We start from the raw sequence: 16,891 nt of genomic DNA, 5'->3' as shown, positions 1-16,891 counted from the left end.
CACCGTGAGTTGACCCAGCCGCACCGAGTACCAGCCGCGCTGTCGCGGGCCCCGGAGGATGTCGTGAGCGACACACAGACCCTGATCGAGAACCGTCCGCCGTCCGTCGCGGCCCTCTTCCTGGAGCGCGTGGCGGCCACACCGGACGCCGAGGCCTACCGCTACCCGGTGCCCCCCGCGTCCGGCCAGGGCCCCGACGACTGGAAGTCGCTGAGCTGGGCGGGGGCGGCCGAGCGGGTCTACGCCATCGCGGCCGGTCTGATCGAGCTGGGCCTGCGGCCCGAGCAGCGGGTGGCGCTGGCCTCCTCCACCCGGGTGGAGTGGATCCTCGCCGACCTCGGCATCATGTGCGCCGGCGGCGCCACCACCACGATCTACCCGCAGACCAACGCCGACGAGTCCGCGTTCATCCTCTCCGACTCCGAGAGCCGGGTGCTGATCGCGGAGGACGCCGCGCAGGTCGCCAAGGCCGCCGAGAAGCGCGCCGAGCTGCCCGAGCTGACCAAGGTCGTCGTCATCGACCCGGCGGGCGTGGACGGCGACGACTGGGTGATCACCCTGGACGAACTGGAGAAGCGCGGCGCGGCCCATCTGGAGCAGCACCCGGAGCTGATCAAGGAGCGGGTCGGCGCCCTCGCCAAGGACCAGCTCGCCACCCTCATCTACACCTCCGGCACCACCGGCCGCCCCAAGGGCGTGCGCCTGCCGCACGACAACTGGTCCTACATGGCCAGGGCCATCTCCGCGACCGGGCTGCTCGGCCCCGACGACGTGCAGTACCTGTGGCTGCCGCTCGCGCACGTCTTCGGCAAGGTGCTCACCTCCGGGCAGATCGAGATCGGGCACGTCACCGCCGTGGACGGTCGCGTCGACAAGATCATCGAGAACCTCCCGGTGGTGCGGCCGACGTACATGGCCGCGGTGCCGCGCATCTTCGAGAAGGTCTACAACGGCGTCGCCGCCAAGGCCCGCGAGGGCGGCGCGGCCAAGTACAAGATCTTCCAGTGGGCCGCCGAGGTCGCCCGCGAGTACGCCAAGACGGAGCAGGACAACTTCCGGCGCACCGGCAACCGCTCCGTGCCCTTCGGCCTGGCCGCCAAGCACAAGGTCGCCGACACCCTCGTCTTCGCCAAGATCCGCGAGGCCTTCGGCGGCCGGCTGCGCGCCTGTGTCTCCGGCGCCTCCGCGCTCGCCCCGGAGATCGGCTACTTCTTCGCCGGCGCCGGCATCCACATCCTGGAGGGCTACGGCCTCACCGAGTCCTCCGCGGCCTCCTTCGTCAACCCCGGCGAGGCCTACCGCACCGGCACGGTCGGCAAGCCGCTGCCCGGCACCGAGGTGCGCATCGCCGACGACGGCGAGATCCTGCTGCGCGGCCCGGGCATCATGCAGGGCTACCACAAGCTGCCCGACAAGACCGACGAGGTGCTGGAGCCCGACGGCTGGTTCCACACCGGCGACATCGGCGAACTCTCGCCCGACGGCTATCTGCGCATCACCGACCGCAAGAAGGACCTCATCAAGACCTCCGGCGGCAAGTACGTCGCCCCGGCGGAGGTGGAGGGCCAGTTCAAGGCGGTCTGCCCGTACGTCTCCAACATCCTCGTGCACGGCGCCGACCGGAACTACTGCACCGCCCTCATCGCCCTGGACGAGGACGCGATCATGGAGTGGGCGAAGGAGAACGGCCTGGAGGGCAAGCCGTACGCCGAGGTCGTCGCCGCCCCGGTGACGGTCGAGATGGTCGACGGCTACGTCCAGCAGCTCAACGCCGGGCTCCAGCGCTGGCAGACCATCAAGAAGTTCCGGCTGCTGCCGCGGGACCTCGACGTGGAGCACGGCGAGATCACGCCGAGCCTGAAGCTGAAGCGGCCGGTGGTGGAGCGGGAGTACAAGGGGCTCATCGACGAGATGTACGCGGGGACGCGGGAGAAGTAGCGGACGCGGGGAACCGCGGCGGGACGGGGGAGCCGCCGCGGGAGTCGGGAGCCGCTCCGGGACGCGGGAGCCGCCGCGGGGCGGAGGAGGGCGGCGGGGCGCGCGGGGCCGAAAGGAAGGGAGCGCTCGAAAGGCGCCGCCTTTCAGTCCCGTCGTAGCACGCTTCTCGGCCAGGAGTGGGCAGTTCGGTGACTTCACGCTTATGCGTGACACCCTTCTGTCACCCTGGCCGCATGGACATGGCGGCCATACCCACCCAGTGGGAGACCGAGGGCCGGGGCGCCGGGGCGCGCGGCCACGTCACGCTGCCCGGCAGCCCGCTCGCGCCCGGCTCCGCGCGGGCCCTGGTGCGGGCCGCGCTGACCGAGGCGCCAGGAGTCGCGCCCCGGCTGCTGGACGACGCGCTGGCGGTCGTCAGCGAGCTGGTCACCAACTCCGTGGTGCACGCCGGCACCGAGATAGATGTGGACTGGTGCCTGGAGGAGGACGGCGCGTTCGTGGTCGAGGTCGGCGACCGGCACCCGGCCCGGCCGCCGCGTGACGCGACCGCGGGCGAGCCGCCGTACGAGATCCCGGAGTACGGGCGGGGGCTGCGGCTGGTCGGCGCGCTCGCCGAGTCCTGGGGCGTCACCTACCGCACCGGCGCCAAGTCGGTGTGGGCCAGGCTGCCCCCGGGCGGCAACGAGACCCCGGCCGGCGCCGGGGCGCGGGACGCCCTGGAGGTCGCCGAGGACCTGGCCCCGCAGGCACAGCGCGCCGACAGCGACCGGGACTGGCTCGGCCGGGGCGCGCTGTCCTTCCTCGCCGAGGCCTCCGACCTGCTCGCCGGGCAACTGGACGAGAACCTGGTCACGGCCCTCACCGGCCAGCTGATCGTGCCCCGGCTCGCCGACTGGTGCGCGGTGTGGCTGGAGGACGAGGCGTCGGCGCGCGGCGGGTCGTACGACGGCCCCGCCCGGGTCTGGCACGCCAGCGAGAACCGCATCGAGGAACTGCGCGGGGCGCTGGAGAAGGAGCCGCCGCGGACGGGGGACGGGGCGGGGTTCGGCCCCGAGCCGTACCCGTGGCCCGGCCCCTCGCTCGGCCCGCAGGGCGCCGACGGCACGGCGCTGGCGTACCGGCTGGTCGCGGGCGGGCGTCCGCTCGGCACGCTGGTCATCGGGCGGTGCGGGCTCAGGCGCTTCCCGGACGAGATCACCGGGCTGGTCGAGGACCTGGCCCGCCGGGTCGCGCTCGCCATCGGCGCGGCCCGGCAGTACGCCCGCCAGGCCACCATCAGCGCGGTGCTCCAGCGGGGCCTGCTGCCCGGCGCGGTCGCGGAGATCCCCGGGATGAGCAGCGCGCTGGTCTACGAGCCCTGCGACAAGAGCGGGCCCAGCGGCGACTTCTACGACCTGTTCCCGGCGAGCGACGGCCGCTGGTGCTTCGCCATCGGCGACGTGCAGGGCAAGGGCCCGGAGGCGGCGGTCGTCATCGGCCTCGCCCGGCCCTGGCTGCGGCTGCTGGCCCGCGAGGGCTACCGGGTGGCCGACGTGCTCGACCGCCTCAACCAGCTCCTCCTGGACGACGCCACCGAGGCCGCGGACGCCGCGGCCCGCGCGCTGGTGGCCGCCGACGGCCTGGCCGTGGCGCCCGGGGAGGGCCCGCAGACCCGCTTCCTGTCCCTGCTCTACGGCGAGCTGACCCCGTTCGAGGGCGGGGTCCGCTGCACCCTGGCCTCCGCCGGGCACCCGCTCCCGCTGGTCCTCGGCCCCGACGGCGCCGTGCGCACCGCGGCCCGCCCGCAGACCCTGCTCGGCGTGGTCGAGGACGAGACCTACGTCAGCGAGACGCTGGACCTGCTGCCCGGCGACAGCCTGCTGTGCGTCACCGACGGGGTGACCGAGCGACGCTGCGGCTCCCGCCAGTTCGACGACGCCGACGGCCTCGCCGCCGCCCTGGCCTCCTGCGTCGGTCTCACCGCGGAGGAGATCGCGGAAAGGATCCGCCACCTGGTGCACACCTTCGGCGAGGCCCCGCCGGAGGACGACCTGGCACTGCTGGTGCTCCAGGCGGGATGAGACGGCGGCCGGGGGAGCGCGGCGGTGCTGGACAATGGGTCGTATGCCTTCCGCACTCCCCGACGGTGAGCCCGTTCCCGACGACGGCGCGTTGCCCGCACACGCGCTCGCCGGGGCGGTTGACCGTCCGCTCGGTTTCTATCTGCACGTGCCGTACTGCGCGACCCGCTGCGGCTACTGCGACTTCAACACCTACACCGCGACCGAGCTGCGCGGCACCGGCGGGGTGCTCGCCTCCCGCGACAACTACGCGGACACCCTCACCGACGAGATCCGGCTCGCCCGCAAGGTGCTCGGCGACGACCCGCGCCCGGTCCGCACGGTCTTCGTCGGCGGCGGCACGCCCACCCTGCTGGCCGCCGACGACCTCGTACGGATGCTGGCGGCGATCCGCGACGAGTTCGGGCTGGCCCCGGACGCCGAGGTCACCACGGAGGCGAACCCCGAGTCCGTCGACCCGGCCTACCTCGCGACCCTCCGGGAGGGCGGCTTCAACCGGATCTCCTTCGGCATGCAGAGCGCGAAGCAGCACGTGCTGCGGATCCTGGACCGCACCCACACCCCCGGGCGCCCCGAGGCGTGCGTGGGGGAGGCGCGGGCGGCGGGCTTCGACCACGTCAACCTCGACCTGATCTACGGCACCCCGGGCGAGAGCGACGACGACTGGCGGGCCTCCCTGGAGGCGGCGATCGGCGCCGGCCCCGACCACGTCAGCGCGTACGCGCTCATCGTGGAGGAGGGCACCCAGCTCGCCCGCCGGATCCGCCGGGGCGAGATCCCGATGACCGACGACGACGTGCACGCCGACCGCTATCTGATCGCCGAGGAGACCCTCTCCGCCGCGGGCTTCGCCTGGTACGAGGTCTCCAACTGGGCCACCTCCGCGGCCGGCCGCTGTCTGCACAACGAGCTGTACTGGCGCGGCGCGGACTGGTGGGGCGCCGGGCCGGGCGCCCACTCGCACGTGGGCGGCGTCCGCTGGTGGAACGTCAAGCACCCCGGCGCCTACGCCGCCGCCCTGGCCGCGGGCCGCTCCCCGGGCGCCGGCCGCGAGCTGCTGACCGCCGAGGACCGCCGCGTCGAGCGCATCCTGCTGGAACTGCGCCTGCGCGAGGGCGTCCCGCTGGACCTGCTGAAGGAGGCGGGCCGCGCGGCGGCGCGCCGGGCCGTGGCGGACGGACTCCTCCAGGAGGGCCCCTACGCCGGGGGCCGCGCCGTGCTCACCCTGCGCGGCCGGCTGCTCGCGGACGCGGTGGTGCGGGACCTGGTGGACTGAGCCACCCGGCGGCGAAGCGGGTCAGGCCCCGCCGCCCGTGACGAAGTCGATCAGCTCCTCCACCCGCCCCAGCAGCTCCGGCTCCAGGTCCTTGTAGGAGCCGACCCGCTTGAGGATCGCCTGCCACACCGCGCCCGTGTTGTCCGACGGCCAGCCGAGGGCGCGGCACACGCCCGTCTTCCAGTCCTGGCCGCGGGGCACGGCGGGCCAGGCGGCGATGCCCAGGGCGGCGGGTTTCACCGCCTCCCAGATGTCGATGTAGGGATGGCCCACGACCAGGGCGTGCTCGCTGGTCACCGACTCGGCGATGCGCCATTCCTTGCTGCCGGGCACCAGGTGGTCCACCAGGATGCCGAGCCGGGCGTCGGGGCCGGGGGCGAAGTCGGCGACGATCGAGGGCAGGTGGTCCACGCCCTCCAGGTACTCCACGACCACGCCCTCGATGCGCAGGTCGTCGCCCCAGACCTTCTCGACCAGCTCGGCGTCGTGCCGCCCCTCGACGTAGATGCGGCCGGCGCGGGCCACGCGGGCGCGGGCGCCGGGCACCGCGACCGATCCGGACGCCGTGCGGGCCGGGCGGGCCGGGGCGGCGGCGGGACGTACCAGGGTCACCGGGCGGCCCTCCAGCAGGAAGCCGCGGGGTTCCAGCGGGAAGACCCGGTGCTTGCCGAAGCGGTCCTCCAGCGTGACCGTGCCCGCCTCGCAGCGGATCACCGCGCCGCAGAACCCGGTGCCGGGCTCCTCCACGACCAGGCCCGGTTCCGCGGGCACCTCCGGCACCGGCTGGGGCTTCTTCCAGGGCGGGGTCAGGTCGGGGGAGTACTGGCGCATTCGGATGACGATAGGAGAAGAGCGAGGCGGGCGCTCACGACACGCCGAAACGCGCGGCCAGGGCGTCCCGTTGGCGCCGTACGAAGGCCGCGTCCACCACCGCACCGTGACCGGGCACGTACAGCGCGTCCTCGCCGCCCAGCGCCAGCAGCCGGTCCAGCGCGGCCGGCCAGCGCGACGGTACGGCGTCCGGGCCCGCCTGGGGTTCGCCGGACTCCTCGACCAGGTCGCCGCAGAACACCACCTCACGCTCGCCCGGCACCAGGACCACCAGGTCATGGGCGGTGTGGCCGGGGCCGACGTTGGCCAGCAGCACCTGCCGGCCCCCGCCGAGGTCCAGGGTGCGCTCCCCGGAGACCAGGTGCCGCGGCGGGACCAGCGCCAGCGCCGCCTCCTCCGCGTCCGCCGCCGGCAGCCCGTGGTGGACGGCGTCATGGCGCAGCGCGTCCCGCTCGCCGGCGAGCACCGCCTCCGCGCCCACCGCCGCGTACACCGCCGCCCCCGCGAACGCGGCGGCGCCGAAGACATGGTCGAAATGGGCGTGGGTCAGCGCGAGATGGGTCACACGGCCGCCCGCCAGCTCCTCCGCCGCCGACCGCAGCCGCGCCCCCTCGCCCAGGCTCGACCCGGCGTCCACCATCAGCGCCGTGTCCGCGCCCAGGACCAGCCCCGCCGTGCAGTCCCAGCCCGGCAGGCGGCACCGCCCGACCCCCGTGGCCAGCCGCTCCCATCCCCGCTCTTCCCAAGTCACCGTCATAACCGCGACGCTAGCCCCACGAGCGGTCACGGGGGCACCGACCTTGCCCGGTGCGTACCCCACGGCCGTACACTGGGCCGGGGAACGCTGGCACTCGCACGCGAAGAGTGCCAGGCGCCCGAACCGAGGACAGAAGGGGACGACGTGCTGGAGGTGCGCGCGAATGCTGAGTGAACGCAGGCTTCAGGTACTGCGCGCCATCGTCCAGGACTATGTCGGCACCGAGGAGCCGGTCGGGTCGAAGGCCCTGACCGAGCGGCACAACCTCGGCGTCTCCCCGGCGACCGTGCGCAACGACATGGCGGCCCTGGAGGACGAGGGGTTCATCGCCCAGCCGCACACCAGCGCGGGGCGCATCCCCACCGACAAGGGCTACCGGCTGTTCGTCGACAAGCTCGCCGGCGTCAAGCCGATGACCGCGCCCGAGCGGCGCGCGATCCAGAACTTCCTGGACGGCGCCGTCGACCTCGACGACGTGGTGGCGCGCACGGTACGGCTGCTCGCGCAGCTGACCCGGCAGGTCGCCGTCGTGCAGTACCCGTCCCTGACCCGGTCCACCGTGCGGCACGTGGAACTGCTCGCGCTCGCTCCGGCGCGCGTGATGCTCGTGCTGATCACGGACACCGGCCGGGTCGAGCAGCGGATGGTGGACTGCCCGGCGCCGTTCGGCGAGGCGTCCCTGGCGGATCTGCGCGCGCGGCTGAACAGCCGGGTCGCGGGCCGCCGGTTCACGGACGTGCCGACACTGGTCGAGGACCTGCCGGACGCCTTCGAACCCGAGGATCGCGGTACGGTCTCCACGGTGCTCTCCACCCTTCTGGAGACACTGGTCGAGGAGAACGAGGAGCGGCTGATGATCGGCGGCACCGCCAATCTCACCCGTTTCGGACACGACTTCCCCCTCACGATCCGGCCCGTCCTGGAGGCTCTGGAGGAGCAGGTCGTGCTCCTCAAGCTCCTCGGCGAGGCGAAGGATCCGGGCATGACCGTGCGCATCGGGCACGAGATCGCCCACGAAGGACTCAACTCAACCTCCGTGGTGTCGGTGGGCTACGGTTCGGGCGGCGAGGCGGTTGCCAAGCTCGGCGTGGTCGGACCGACCCGCATGGACTACCCGGGAACGATGGGAGCGGTACGCGCAGTGGCACGGTACGTCGGACAGATCCTGGCGGAGTCGTAAGTGGCCACGGACTACTACGCCGTTCTCGGCGTGCGCCGCGACGCGTCGCAGGATGAGATCAAGAAGGCGTTCCGCCGGCTCGCGCGCGAGCTGCACCCGGACGTCAACCCCGATCCGAAGACCCAGGAGCGGTTCAAGGAGATCAACGCCGCTTACGAGGTGCTGTCGGACCCGCAGAAGAAGCAGGTCTACGACCTCGGCGGAGATCCTCTCTCGCAGTCCGGCGGCGCCGGCGCGGGCGGCTTCGGCGCCGGTGGCTTCGGCAACTTCTCCGACATCATGGACGCGTTCTTCGGCACGGCGTCGCAGCGCGGGCCGCGCTCGCGCACCCGGCGCGGCCAGGACGCGATGATCCGGATCGAGGTGGAGCTGGACGAGGCGGCCTTCGGGACCACCAAGGAGATCCAGGTCGACACCGCGGTCGTCTGCAACACCTGCAACGGCGAGGGCGCGGCCCCGGGCACGTCCGCGCAGACGTGTGACATGTGCCGCGGCCGCGGCGAGGTCTCGCAGGTCACCCGGTCCTTCCTGGGCCAGGTCATGACCTCGCGGCCGTGCCCCCAGTGCCAGGGCTTCGGCACCGTGGTGCCGACCCCGTGCCCGGAGTGCGCCGGCGACGGCCGTGTCCGCTCGCGGCGCACGCTGACGGTGAAGATCCCGGCCGGTGTCGACAACGGCACGCGGATCCAGCTCGCGGGCGAGGGCGAGGTCGGCCCCGGCGGCGGCCCGGCCGGCGACCTGTACGTCGAGATCCACGAACTGCCGCACTCCACCTTCCAGCGCCGCGGCGACGATCTGCACTGCACGGTGACGATCCCGATGACCGCGGCGGCCCTCGGCACCAAGGTGCCGCTGGAGACGCTGGACGGCCTGGAGGAGGTCGACATCCGGCCCGGCACCCAGTCCGGCCAGTCGATCCCGCTGCACAACCGGGGCGTCACGCATCTGCGCGGCGGCGGCCGGGGCGACCTGGTCGTCCACGTCGAGGTCCAGACGCCGACCAAGCTGGACCCCGAACAGGAGCGCCTGCTGCGCGAACTCTCCAAGCTGCGCGGCGAGGAACGCCCCCAGGGCCAGTTCCAGCCGGGTCAGCAGGGGCTGTTCTCGCGGTTGAAGGACGCGTTCAACGGGCGCTGACGCCGTTGACCGGAGCCGTGGCCGGGGGGCCGGGGGTTGTCCCCCGGGCGGGCACGGTCAGCCGGGTCGGCAGGGGCTGTTCTCGCGGTTGAAGGACGCGTTCAACGGGCGCTGACCGAGCCGTGGTGGCGGGTGTCCGCGGCGCGCTGACCGGGCGCGGAGTGGAATATGCCGATGCGGACACCCGATTCGGACTTGTTCCAAGGACGTGACACCATGCGGTCATGTCCTCCGCACTGACCGATCTGCTCCTGCACCCGATCGTGCAGGCACCCATGGCGGGCGGCGTCTCCGTGCCGGAGCTCGCCGCCGCGGTGTCCGAGGCCGGTGGGCTCGGGTTCCTGGCCGCCGGGTACAAGACCGCCGACGGCATGTACCAGGAGATCAAGCGGCTGCGGGGACTCACCGACCGCCCCTTCGGCGTCAACGTGTTCATGCCGCAGCCGGAGCACGCGGAGAGCGGCGCCGTGGAGGTCTACGCCCATCAGCTCGCCGGCGAGGCCGCCTGGTACGAGACCGAGCTGGGCGATCCGGACGGCGGCCGTGACGACGGTTACGACGCCAAGCTCGCCGTCCTCCTGGACGACCCGGTACCCGCGGTCTCCTTCCACTTCGGCGTGCCGAGCCCGGAGGCGCTCAAGCGGCTGCGGCGGGCCGGCACCGTCACGCTGGTCACCGCCACCACCGCCGAGGAGGCCCTCGCGGTGGAGCGGGCCGGCGCGGACGCGGTGATCGCCCAGGGTGTGGAGGCCGGCGGCCACCAGGGCACCCACCGGGACGTCGCGGAGAGCGACGGCACCGGCATCGGCCTGCTGTCGCTGGTCGCGCAGATCCGCGAGGCCGTGGGCATCCCGGTCGTCGCCGCGGGCGGCATCATGCGCGGCGCCCAGATCGCCGCCGTCCTCGCGGCCGGCGCGAGCGCGGCCCAGCTGGGCACCGCGTTCCTCGCCACCCCCGAGTCCGGCGCCCCCGCCGTGCACAAGGAGGCGCTGACCAACCCGCTGTTCGCGCGCACCGAGCTGACCCGCGCGTTCTCCGGTCGCCCGGCACGCGGCCTGGTCAACCGCTTCCTGCGCGAGCACGGCCCGTACGCGCCCGCCGCCTACCCCGAGGTCCACCACCTCACCTCCCCGCTGCGCAAGGCCGCCGCCCAGGCCGGGGACGCGCAGGGCATGGCGCTGTGGGCGGGCCAGGGCCACCGGCTGGCCCGGGAGCTGCCCGCCGGACGGCTGGTCGAGGTGCTGGCGGCCGAACTCGCCGAGGCCCGCGCCGCGTTGGCGAAGGACGGTGCCCGGTGACCGCCCCCGTCTTCGTCGTCCCCGGCTTCGACACGGACGGCGGCCGGTACGTCCTGGACGGCCCCGAGGGCCGGCACGCGGTCTCCGTGAAGCGGCTCCAGCCCGGCGAGGAGGTCGTGCTCACCGACGGCGCCGGGCGCTACGCGGTGTGCGAGGTGATCGGCAGCGAGGGCAAGGACCGGCTGGTCGTCCACCTGAGCGGGATCAGCGAGGAGGCCGCGCCGAGCCCCCGGATCACCGTCGTCCAGGCCCTGCCCAAGGGCGACCGGGGAGAGCTGGCCGTCGAGACGATGACCGAGGTCGGCGTCGACGCGATCGTGCCCTGGCAGGCCGCGCGCTGCATCACGCAGTGGAAGGGCGACCGGGGCCTCAAGGCGCTCGGCAAGTGGCGGGCCACCGCCCGCGAGGCCGGCAAGCAGTCCCGGCGGGTGCGCTTCCCCGAGGTCGCGGACGCGGCGACGACCAGGCAGGTGGCCGCGCTGCTCGCCGACGCGGACTTCGCCGGGGTGCTGCACTCCGACTTCGAGCACGCCAGCGAGCCGCTGGCCACCGCCCAACTCCCCGCGCAGGGCGAGATCGTCCTGGTCGTCGGCCCCGAAGGAGGCGTCTCCCGCGACGAGTTGGCGCTGTTCGAGGAGGCGGGCGCGCAGGCGTACGTGCTGGGCCCCAGCGTGCTGCGCACCTCCACCGCCGGCACCGCCGCGGCGGCCCTGCTGCTGGGACGCACCGGCCGCTGGTCCTGAACCTCATCCGGGAGACACCGTGGAACTCGCCCAAGTGCGCCTGCTGGTCACCGACTTCGCCGCCTGCTACCGCTTCTACGCCGACGTCCTCGGCCTCAAGCCGCAGTCCGGCGCGAGCGAGGGGCCGTACGAGAAGTTCAGCCCGCACACCGGGTCGGCGGGCATCGCCCTCCAGGACCGCGCCGTGATGGCCGAGATCCTGCCCGAACTGGCCGGTGCCGCGACGGGCCACCGCTCCCTGGTGGTGCTGCGGGTGGACGACCTCGACACCTACTGCGCGGGCCTCGTCGCCCGGGGCGCTACCCTCCTGCACGGCCCCGCCCCCATGACCGACCGCATGCGCGTGGCCCACCTCAGGGACCCCGAGGACAACCTGGTCGAACTCCAGGAGTGGCTGCTGCTGCGCGGCTGACCCCCGGGCGCTGCCACCGGCCGGGTCCCGGTCCGGAACGCGGGCCGCCGAACGGGTGAGTGATCGGGCGCGGGCTTCCGGCGCGGCCGTCCGCGATGGCAGTCTGCCGGGCATGGGGGCATTCATGTGGATCCGGGCCCGGCGCGGGCTGATCGGCGCCGCCGGGCTCGTGCTCGCGGGCGCGGGCGCCCTGGTGGCCTGCGAGCCCGATCAGCTCGGACCGGCGACCGTCGCCTACACCACCGACGGCACGGCGACCGCGGAACTGACCCGGCAGCACGTGGACGTCGGCTGGCTGACCTGCGACGGCGACCGGGGCGGCGGTGCCGCGGTGGCGGCGTCCGCGCCGGGCGCGAGCGCCGTGGTCGCCGTCGACTGCCAGGGCGAGACCAGGGACCGCCGCAGGATCACCGTCAACGGAGAGGTGACCAGGGCCGTCGACGGCGCCTGTGTGCGCGGCGACCTGCGGGCCAGGGTGGGCGGCAGACAGGTGTTCCACGTCAGCGGACTCGGCGACTGCGGTGCCGCGCCCGGCCCCGCCCACCGGCCCTTGTACACCCCCGCCGTCCCGCGCCCCGCTGTGACGGTCACCGTCACCCGCACCGTCTGGTGCACGGGCGATCCCGCCTGCCCGCCGGCCCAGGGCAAGTGATCGGAAAAGGACCCGCGAACGGCGTCCGCTGCGTATGGTGACGGGGTGACTCAGGGCGCTTCGACAGGAACCTCCGGCTACCTCCGATTCCCGCACCTGCACGGCGACTTGGTGACCTTCGTCGCCGAGGACGACGTCTGGCTGGCGCCCCTCGACGGGGGCCGCGCCTGGCGGGCCAGCGCGGACAACGTGCCCGTGGACCACCCCCGCATCTCGCCCGACGGCACCACCCTCGCCTGGACCTCCACCCGCGACGGCGCCCGCGAGGTGCACATCGCCCCCGTCGAGGGCGGACCCGCCAAACGCCTCACCCACTGGGGCAGTTCGCGGACCCAGGTGCGCGGCTGGACCCCCGGGGGACAGGTCCTCGCCCTGAGCACCGCCGGCCAGCCCAGCCTGCGCCGCACCTGGGCCCGCGCCGTCCCGCTCGACGGCGGACCCGCCGCCACCCTGCCCTACGGCCCGGTCGGCGACGTCGCGTTCGGCCCGCACACCGTGCTGCTGTCGGCCCCCATGGGCCGAGAGGCGGCCTGGTGGAAGCGCTACCGGGGCGGCACCGCGGGCAAGTTGTGGATCGACCGGGAGGGGAGCGGGGAGTTCGTCCGGCTGCACGAGGAACTGGACGGGAACATCGAGCACCCCGGCTGGGTCGGCGACCGCATCGCCTTCCTCAGCGACCACGAGGGCACCGGCGCCGTGTACTCCTCCCGCGCCGACGGCTCCGACCTGCGCCGCCACTCGCCGCTCGGCGGCTTCTACGCCCGCCACGCCACCACCGACGGCACCCGTGTCGTCTACTCCTGCGCCGGCCGGCTCTGGCTGCTGGACGACCTCGACGGCGCCGCCCCGCGCCCCCTGGACATCCGCCTCGGCGGCCCCCGCGTGGACCTCCAGCCCTTCCAGACGGGCACCTCCCGCTGGTTCGGCTCGGCCGCGCCCGACCACACCGCCCGGGGCAGCGCGGTCGCCCTGCGCGGCACCGTCCACTGGGTCACCCACCGCGCCGGGCCGGTGCGCGCGCTCGCCGCCGAACCCGGCGTCCGCGCCCGGCTGCCCCGCACCTTCCGCGCCGACGGCGAGGAATGGGTGGTGTGGGTGACGGACGCGGAGGGCGAGGACGCCCTGGAGTTCGCGCCCGCCACCGGCCTCGCTCTCGGCGCCACCCCGCGCCGGCTGGCCGCCGGACGGCTCGGCCGGGTCCTCTCGCTCGCCATGGCGCCCGACGGCAGCCGCGCCGCCGTCGCCTCCCACGACGGCCGGCTGCTGCTGGTCGAGCGGGAGACCGGCGAGGTCCGCGAGGTCGACCGCAGCGAGGACGGCGACGTGCGCGACCTGGCCTTCTCGCCCGACTCCGCCTGGCTCGCCTGGAGCCACCCCGGCCCGCGCCCACTGAGCCAGCTGCGCCTCGCCCACACCACCGACCTGACCGTCAGCGAGGCCACCCCGCTGCGCTTCCGGGACCACGCGCCCGCCTTCACCCTCGACGGCAGGCACCTCGCCTTCCTCTCCAACCGCTCCTTCGACCCGGTCTACGACGAACACGCCTTCGACCTGGCCTTCGTGGAGGGCACCCGCCCCTACCTGATCACCCTCGCCGCCACCACCCCGTCCCCCTTCGGACCGCAGCGCCACGGCCGCCCCTTCGAGACCTCCGACAAGGAGGAGACCCCGGACAGCGAGGGCGTGCCCACCACCCGGATCGACCTCGACGGGCTCGCCGACCGCATCGTGCCCTTCCCGGTGGAGGCCGCCCGCTACTCCCATCTGCGCGCCGCCAAGGACGGCGTGCTCTGGCTGCGGCACCCGCTGCGTGGCGTCCTCGGCGCCTCCCGCGCCACCCCCGACGACCCCGACCCGCACACCGAGCTGGAGCGCTACGACCTCGTCCAGCAGCGGCTGGAGCACCTGGCCGCGGACGCCGACCGGATCGAGGTCAGCGGCGACGGCAAGCGGGTGCTGCTGTGGACCGACGGCAAGCTGAAGGTCGTCCCCAGCGACCGGCGCGCCTCCGCCGACGAGGACAGCGACTCCAACATCACCGTCGACCTCGGCCGCATCCGGCAGACGATCGACCCCGCCGCGGAATGGCGGCAGATGTACGAGGAGACGGGCCGCATCATGCGGGACAACTTCTGGCGGCCCGACATGGGCGGCGTCGACTGGGACGGCGTCCTCGACCGCTACCGCCCCGTCCTCGACCGCCTCGCCACCCACGACGACCTGGTGGACCTCCTGTGGGAGGTGCACGGCGAACTCGGCACCTCGCACGCCTACGTCATCCCGCGCGGCGGCTACGGCGGCGGCCCCCGCCAGGGCCTCCTCGGCGCCGACGTCTCCCGCCACGAGGACGGAAGCTGGCGCATCGACCGCATCCTGCCCAGCGAGACCTCCGATCCCGAAGCGCGCAGCCCGCTCGCCGCGCCCGGCGTCGCCGTCCGCCCCGGCGACGCGATCCTCGCCGTCGCCGGCCGCCCGGTCGACCCGGTGACCGGACCCGGCCCGCTGCTGACCGGCACGGCCGGGCGTCCCGTGGAACTCACCGTCTCGCCCTCCGGCGGCGGCGACCCGCGCCATGTCGTCGTGGTCCCGCTCGCCGACGAGGAGCCGCTGCGCTACCACGACTGGGTCGCCGGCCGCCGCGCCCACGTCCACGAGCGGTCCGGCGGCCGGCTCGGCTACCTGCACGTGCCCGACATGCAGGCGCCCGGCTGGGCCCAGCTCCACCGCGACCTGCGTGTCGAGGTCGCCCGCGAGGGCCTGATCGTGGACGTGCGCGAGAACCGGGGCGGCCACACCTCCCAGCTCGTCGTGGAGAAGCTGGCCCGCCGGATCGTCGGCTGGGACGTGCCCCGCGGTATGCGCCCCGAGAGCTACCCGAGCGACGCCCCGCGCGGTCCCGTCGTCGCCGTCGCCAACGAGTTCTCCGGCTCCGACGGCGACATCGTCAACGGCGCGATCAAGGCCCTCGGCATCGGTCCGGTCGTCGGCACCCGCACCTGGGGCGGCGTCATCGGCGTCGACAGCCGCTACCGCCTGGTCGACGGCACCCTGATCACCCAGCCCAAGTACGCCACCTGGCTGGAGGGCCAGGGCTGGAACATGGAGAACCACGGCGTCGACCCGGACGTGGAGGTCGTCCAGCGACCCCAGGACTGGGCGCGGGGTGCGGACACCCAGCTGGACGAGGCGATAAGGCTGGCGCTGGAGGCGCTGGCGGCCTCGCCCGCGAAGACACCGCCGGCCCTGCCCGACTGACCGGCCACCCCGTACGCGTCACCCGAACGACTACCATGCCCCCGTAACGATCACCGGCACAGAGGAGCGGCGCATGCCCGGAGAACCGCAAGACGACTGCCTGTTCTGCGAGATCGTCGCGGGTCGCGTCCCGGCGACCGTCGTCCGCGAGACGGACACCACCGTCGCCTTCAGGGACATAAACCCCCAGGCGCCCACCCACGTCCTGGTGATCCCCAAGGCCCACTACGCGAACGCCGCCGAACTGGCCGCGGGCGCCCCGGAGATCGCCGCCGACGTGCTGCGCGAGACCAAGGCCGTGGCCGACGAGGAGAAGCTCGACAGCTACCGCCTCGTCTTCAACACCGGCAGCGGCGCCGGCCAGACCGTCTGGCACGCCCACGCGCACGTCCTCGGCGGCCGTGGCCTGCAGTGGCCGCCCGGATAGTCAGCCGTGTCCGTCCGTGAACTGGTGGTGCTCGGCACCGCCAGCCAGGTCCCGACCCGGCACCGCAACCACAACGGCTATCTGCTGCGCTGGGACGGCGAGGGCATCCTGTTCGACCCCGGCGAGGGCACCCAACGGCAGATGCTGCGCGCCGGGGTCGCCGCCCACGACCTGAACCGCCTGTGCGTCACCCACTTCCACGGCGACCACTCCCTCGGCCTCGCCGGGGTCATCCAGCGGATCAACCTGGACCAGGTGCCGCACGAGGTCACCGCGCACTACCCGGCCTCCGGGCAGCGCTTCTTCGACCGGCTGCGGTACGCCACCGCCTACCGGGAGACCGTCCGCCTCGCCGAGGCCCCGGTGGCCGCCGACGGCACCCTCGCGGTGACGCCGTCGTACACCCTGGAGGCCCGGAAGCTGTCGCACCCGGTGGAGTCCTACGGCTACCGGCTGATCGAGCCCGACGGCCGCCGGATGCTGCCCGAGCGGCTCGCCGCGCACGGGATCAAGGGCCCGGACGTGGGCGTGCTCCAGCGCGAGGGGCGGCTCGGCGACGTGACGCTGGCGGAGGTCAGCGAGGTACGGCGCGGACAGCGGTTCGCGTTCGTCATGGACACCCGGCTCTGCGAGGGCGTGCACGCGCTCGCAGAGGGCTGCGACCTGCTCGTCATCGAGTCCACGTTCCTGGACGAGGACGAGCGACTCGCCGTCGAGCACGGCCATCTGACGGCCGGTCAGGCCGCGGCCGTGGCGCGTGACGCGGGGGTGCGGCACCTCGTGCTGACCCACTTCAGCCAGCGCTACCCGGAGCCGGAGGAGTTCGAGCGGCAGGCGCGCGCCGCAGGCTACACGGGGGAGCTGACCGTGGCGTACGACCTGCAGAGAGTGCCGGTTCCGAAACGACGGTGAAGGGCCCGTACCA

At 74.0% G+C, this 16,891-nt stretch carries 14 protein-coding genes; 12 read left to right on the top strand and 2 right to left on the bottom strand.

What is annotated here, in order from left to right; genetic code table 11:
• Positions 1-63: 63 nt before the first annotated feature.
• The 3 genes from ACSP97_RS12765 (at position 64) to hemW (ending at position 5,274) form a co-directional block, all read left to right on the top strand.
• The gene (locus ACSP97_RS12765; protein WP_440557541.1) at positions 64-1,938 is read left to right on the top strand and encodes an AMP-dependent synthetase/ligase; all 1,875 of its coding nucleotides are present in this window, start codon (positions 64-66) and stop codon (positions 1,936-1,938) included.
• A 239-nt stretch (positions 1,939-2,177) separates the two neighbouring features.
• On the top strand, positions 2,178-3,998 hold the full coding sequence (locus ACSP97_RS12760) for a SpoIIE family protein phosphatase (protein WP_440558414.1): 1,821 nt from the start codon (positions 2,178-2,180) through the stop codon (positions 3,996-3,998).
• A 43-nt stretch (positions 3,999-4,041) separates the two neighbouring features.
• Positions 4,042-5,274, top strand: a complete 1,233-nt coding sequence (gene hemW, locus ACSP97_RS12755; protein ID WP_382009650.1) for a radical SAM family heme chaperone HemW — start codon at positions 4,042-4,044, stop codon at positions 5,272-5,274.
• A gap of 21 nt (positions 5,275-5,295) precedes the next feature.
• On the opposite strand, the gene ACSP97_RS12750 is transcribed toward hemW, so the two are convergent.
• Positions 5,296-6,105 (bottom strand): DUF3097 domain-containing protein, encoded by an 810-nt coding sequence (locus ACSP97_RS12750; RefSeq protein WP_355144640.1) that lies wholly within the window; start codon positions 6,103-6,105, stop codon positions 5,296-5,298.
• 34 nt (positions 6,106-6,139) lie between these two features.
• The gene (locus tag ACSP97_RS12745; RefSeq protein ID WP_440557539.1) at positions 6,140-6,862 is read right to left on the bottom strand and encodes an MBL fold metallo-hydrolase; all 723 of its coding nucleotides are present in this window, start codon (positions 6,860-6,862) and stop codon (positions 6,140-6,142) included.
• Positions 6,863-7,025: 163 nt separating this feature from the next.
• On the opposite strand from ACSP97_RS12745, the gene hrcA reads away from it, so the two are divergent.
• From hrcA to ACSP97_RS12700, 9 genes are all read left to right on the top strand, one after another.
• Positions 7,026-8,042 (top strand): heat-inducible transcriptional repressor HrcA, encoded by a 1,017-nt coding sequence (gene hrcA, locus ACSP97_RS12740; protein WP_146467661.1) that lies wholly within the window; start codon positions 7,026-7,028, stop codon positions 8,040-8,042.
• Positions 8,043-9,179, top strand: a complete 1,137-nt coding sequence (gene dnaJ / locus ACSP97_RS12735) for a molecular chaperone DnaJ (protein ID WP_070027038.1) — start codon at positions 8,043-8,045, stop codon at positions 9,177-9,179.
• Between the two features lie 224 nt (positions 9,180-9,403).
• The gene (locus ACSP97_RS12730; RefSeq protein ID WP_355144635.1) at positions 9,404-10,477 is read left to right on the top strand and encodes a nitronate monooxygenase; all 1,074 of its coding nucleotides are present in this window, start codon (positions 9,404-9,406) and stop codon (positions 10,475-10,477) included.
• Positions 10,474-11,220 (top strand): 16S rRNA (uracil(1498)-N(3))-methyltransferase, encoded by a 747-nt coding sequence (locus ACSP97_RS12725; protein ID WP_355144633.1) that lies wholly within the window; start codon positions 10,474-10,476, stop codon positions 11,218-11,220. The genes ACSP97_RS12730 and ACSP97_RS12725 overlap by 4 nt, the downstream gene beginning before the upstream one ends.
• 19 nt (positions 11,221-11,239) lie before the next feature.
• Positions 11,240-11,632 (top strand): VOC family protein, encoded by a 393-nt coding sequence (locus ACSP97_RS12720; RefSeq protein ID WP_358675550.1) that lies wholly within the window; start codon positions 11,240-11,242, stop codon positions 11,630-11,632.
• A gap of 112 nt (positions 11,633-11,744) precedes the next feature.
• Complete coding sequence (locus tag ACSP97_RS12715; protein WP_355144629.1) at positions 11,745-12,284, top strand: hypothetical protein; 540 nt, start codon at positions 11,745-11,747, stop codon at positions 12,282-12,284.
• Between the two features lie 96 nt (positions 12,285-12,380).
• Positions 12,381-15,539: a S41 family peptidase gene (locus tag ACSP97_RS12710; RefSeq protein ID WP_388289498.1), complete on the top strand. Its 3,159-nt coding sequence runs from the start codon at positions 12,381-12,383 to the stop codon at positions 15,537-15,539.
• 73 nt (positions 15,540-15,612) lie between these two features.
• A complete protein-coding gene (locus tag ACSP97_RS12705; protein ID WP_355144625.1) occupies positions 15,613-15,966 on the top strand; it encodes a histidine triad nucleotide-binding protein in 354 nt (117 codons plus the stop codon).
• 6 nt (positions 15,967-15,972) lie between these two features.
• Positions 15,973-16,878 carry a ribonuclease Z gene (locus ACSP97_RS12700; protein ID WP_355327314.1) on the top strand — a complete coding sequence of 302 codons (906 nt, stop codon included), beginning with the start codon at positions 15,973-15,975 and terminating at the stop codon, positions 16,876-16,878.
• Positions 16,879-16,891 lie beyond the last annotated feature (13 nt).

The organism is Streptomyces sp. SCPE 10 (genome assembly GCF_051980735.1).
GTDB classification, from domain to species: domain Bacteria; phylum Actinomycetota; class Actinomycetes; order Streptomycetales; family Streptomycetaceae; genus Streptomyces; species Streptomyces misionensis.
The sequence above is the reverse complement of the archived record's forward strand: the minus strand, read 5'-3'. Positions and strand labels throughout refer to the sequence as shown.

Bases quoted from the DNA above. Each gene is read 5' to 3' on its own strand.
- hrcA (WP_146467661.1), top strand. From the start codon at position 7,026: ATGCTGAGTGAACGCAGGCTTCAGGTACTGCGCGCCATCGTCCAGGAC.
- ACSP97_RS12750 (WP_355144640.1), bottom strand. From the start codon at position 6,105: ATGCGCCAGTACTCCCCCGACCTGACCCCGCCCTGGAAGAAGCCCCAG.
- ACSP97_RS12730 (WP_355144635.1), top strand. From the start codon at position 9,404: ATGTCCTCCGCACTGACCGATCTGCTCCTGCACCCGATCGTGCAGGCA.
- hemW (WP_382009650.1), top strand. From the start codon at position 4,042: ATGCCTTCCGCACTCCCCGACGGTGAGCCCGTTCCCGACGACGGCGCG.
- ACSP97_RS12760 (WP_440558414.1), top strand. From the start codon at position 2,178: ATGGCGGCCATACCCACCCAGTGGGAGACCGAGGGCCGGGGCGCCGGG.
- ACSP97_RS12745 (WP_440557539.1), bottom strand. From the start codon at position 6,862: ATGACGGTGACTTGGGAAGAGCGGGGATGGGAGCGGCTGGCCACGGGG.
- ACSP97_RS12715 (WP_355144629.1), top strand. From the start codon at position 11,745: ATGGGGGCATTCATGTGGATCCGGGCCCGGCGCGGGCTGATCGGCGCC.
- ACSP97_RS12705 (WP_355144625.1), top strand. From the start codon at position 15,613: ATGCCCGGAGAACCGCAAGACGACTGCCTGTTCTGCGAGATCGTCGCG.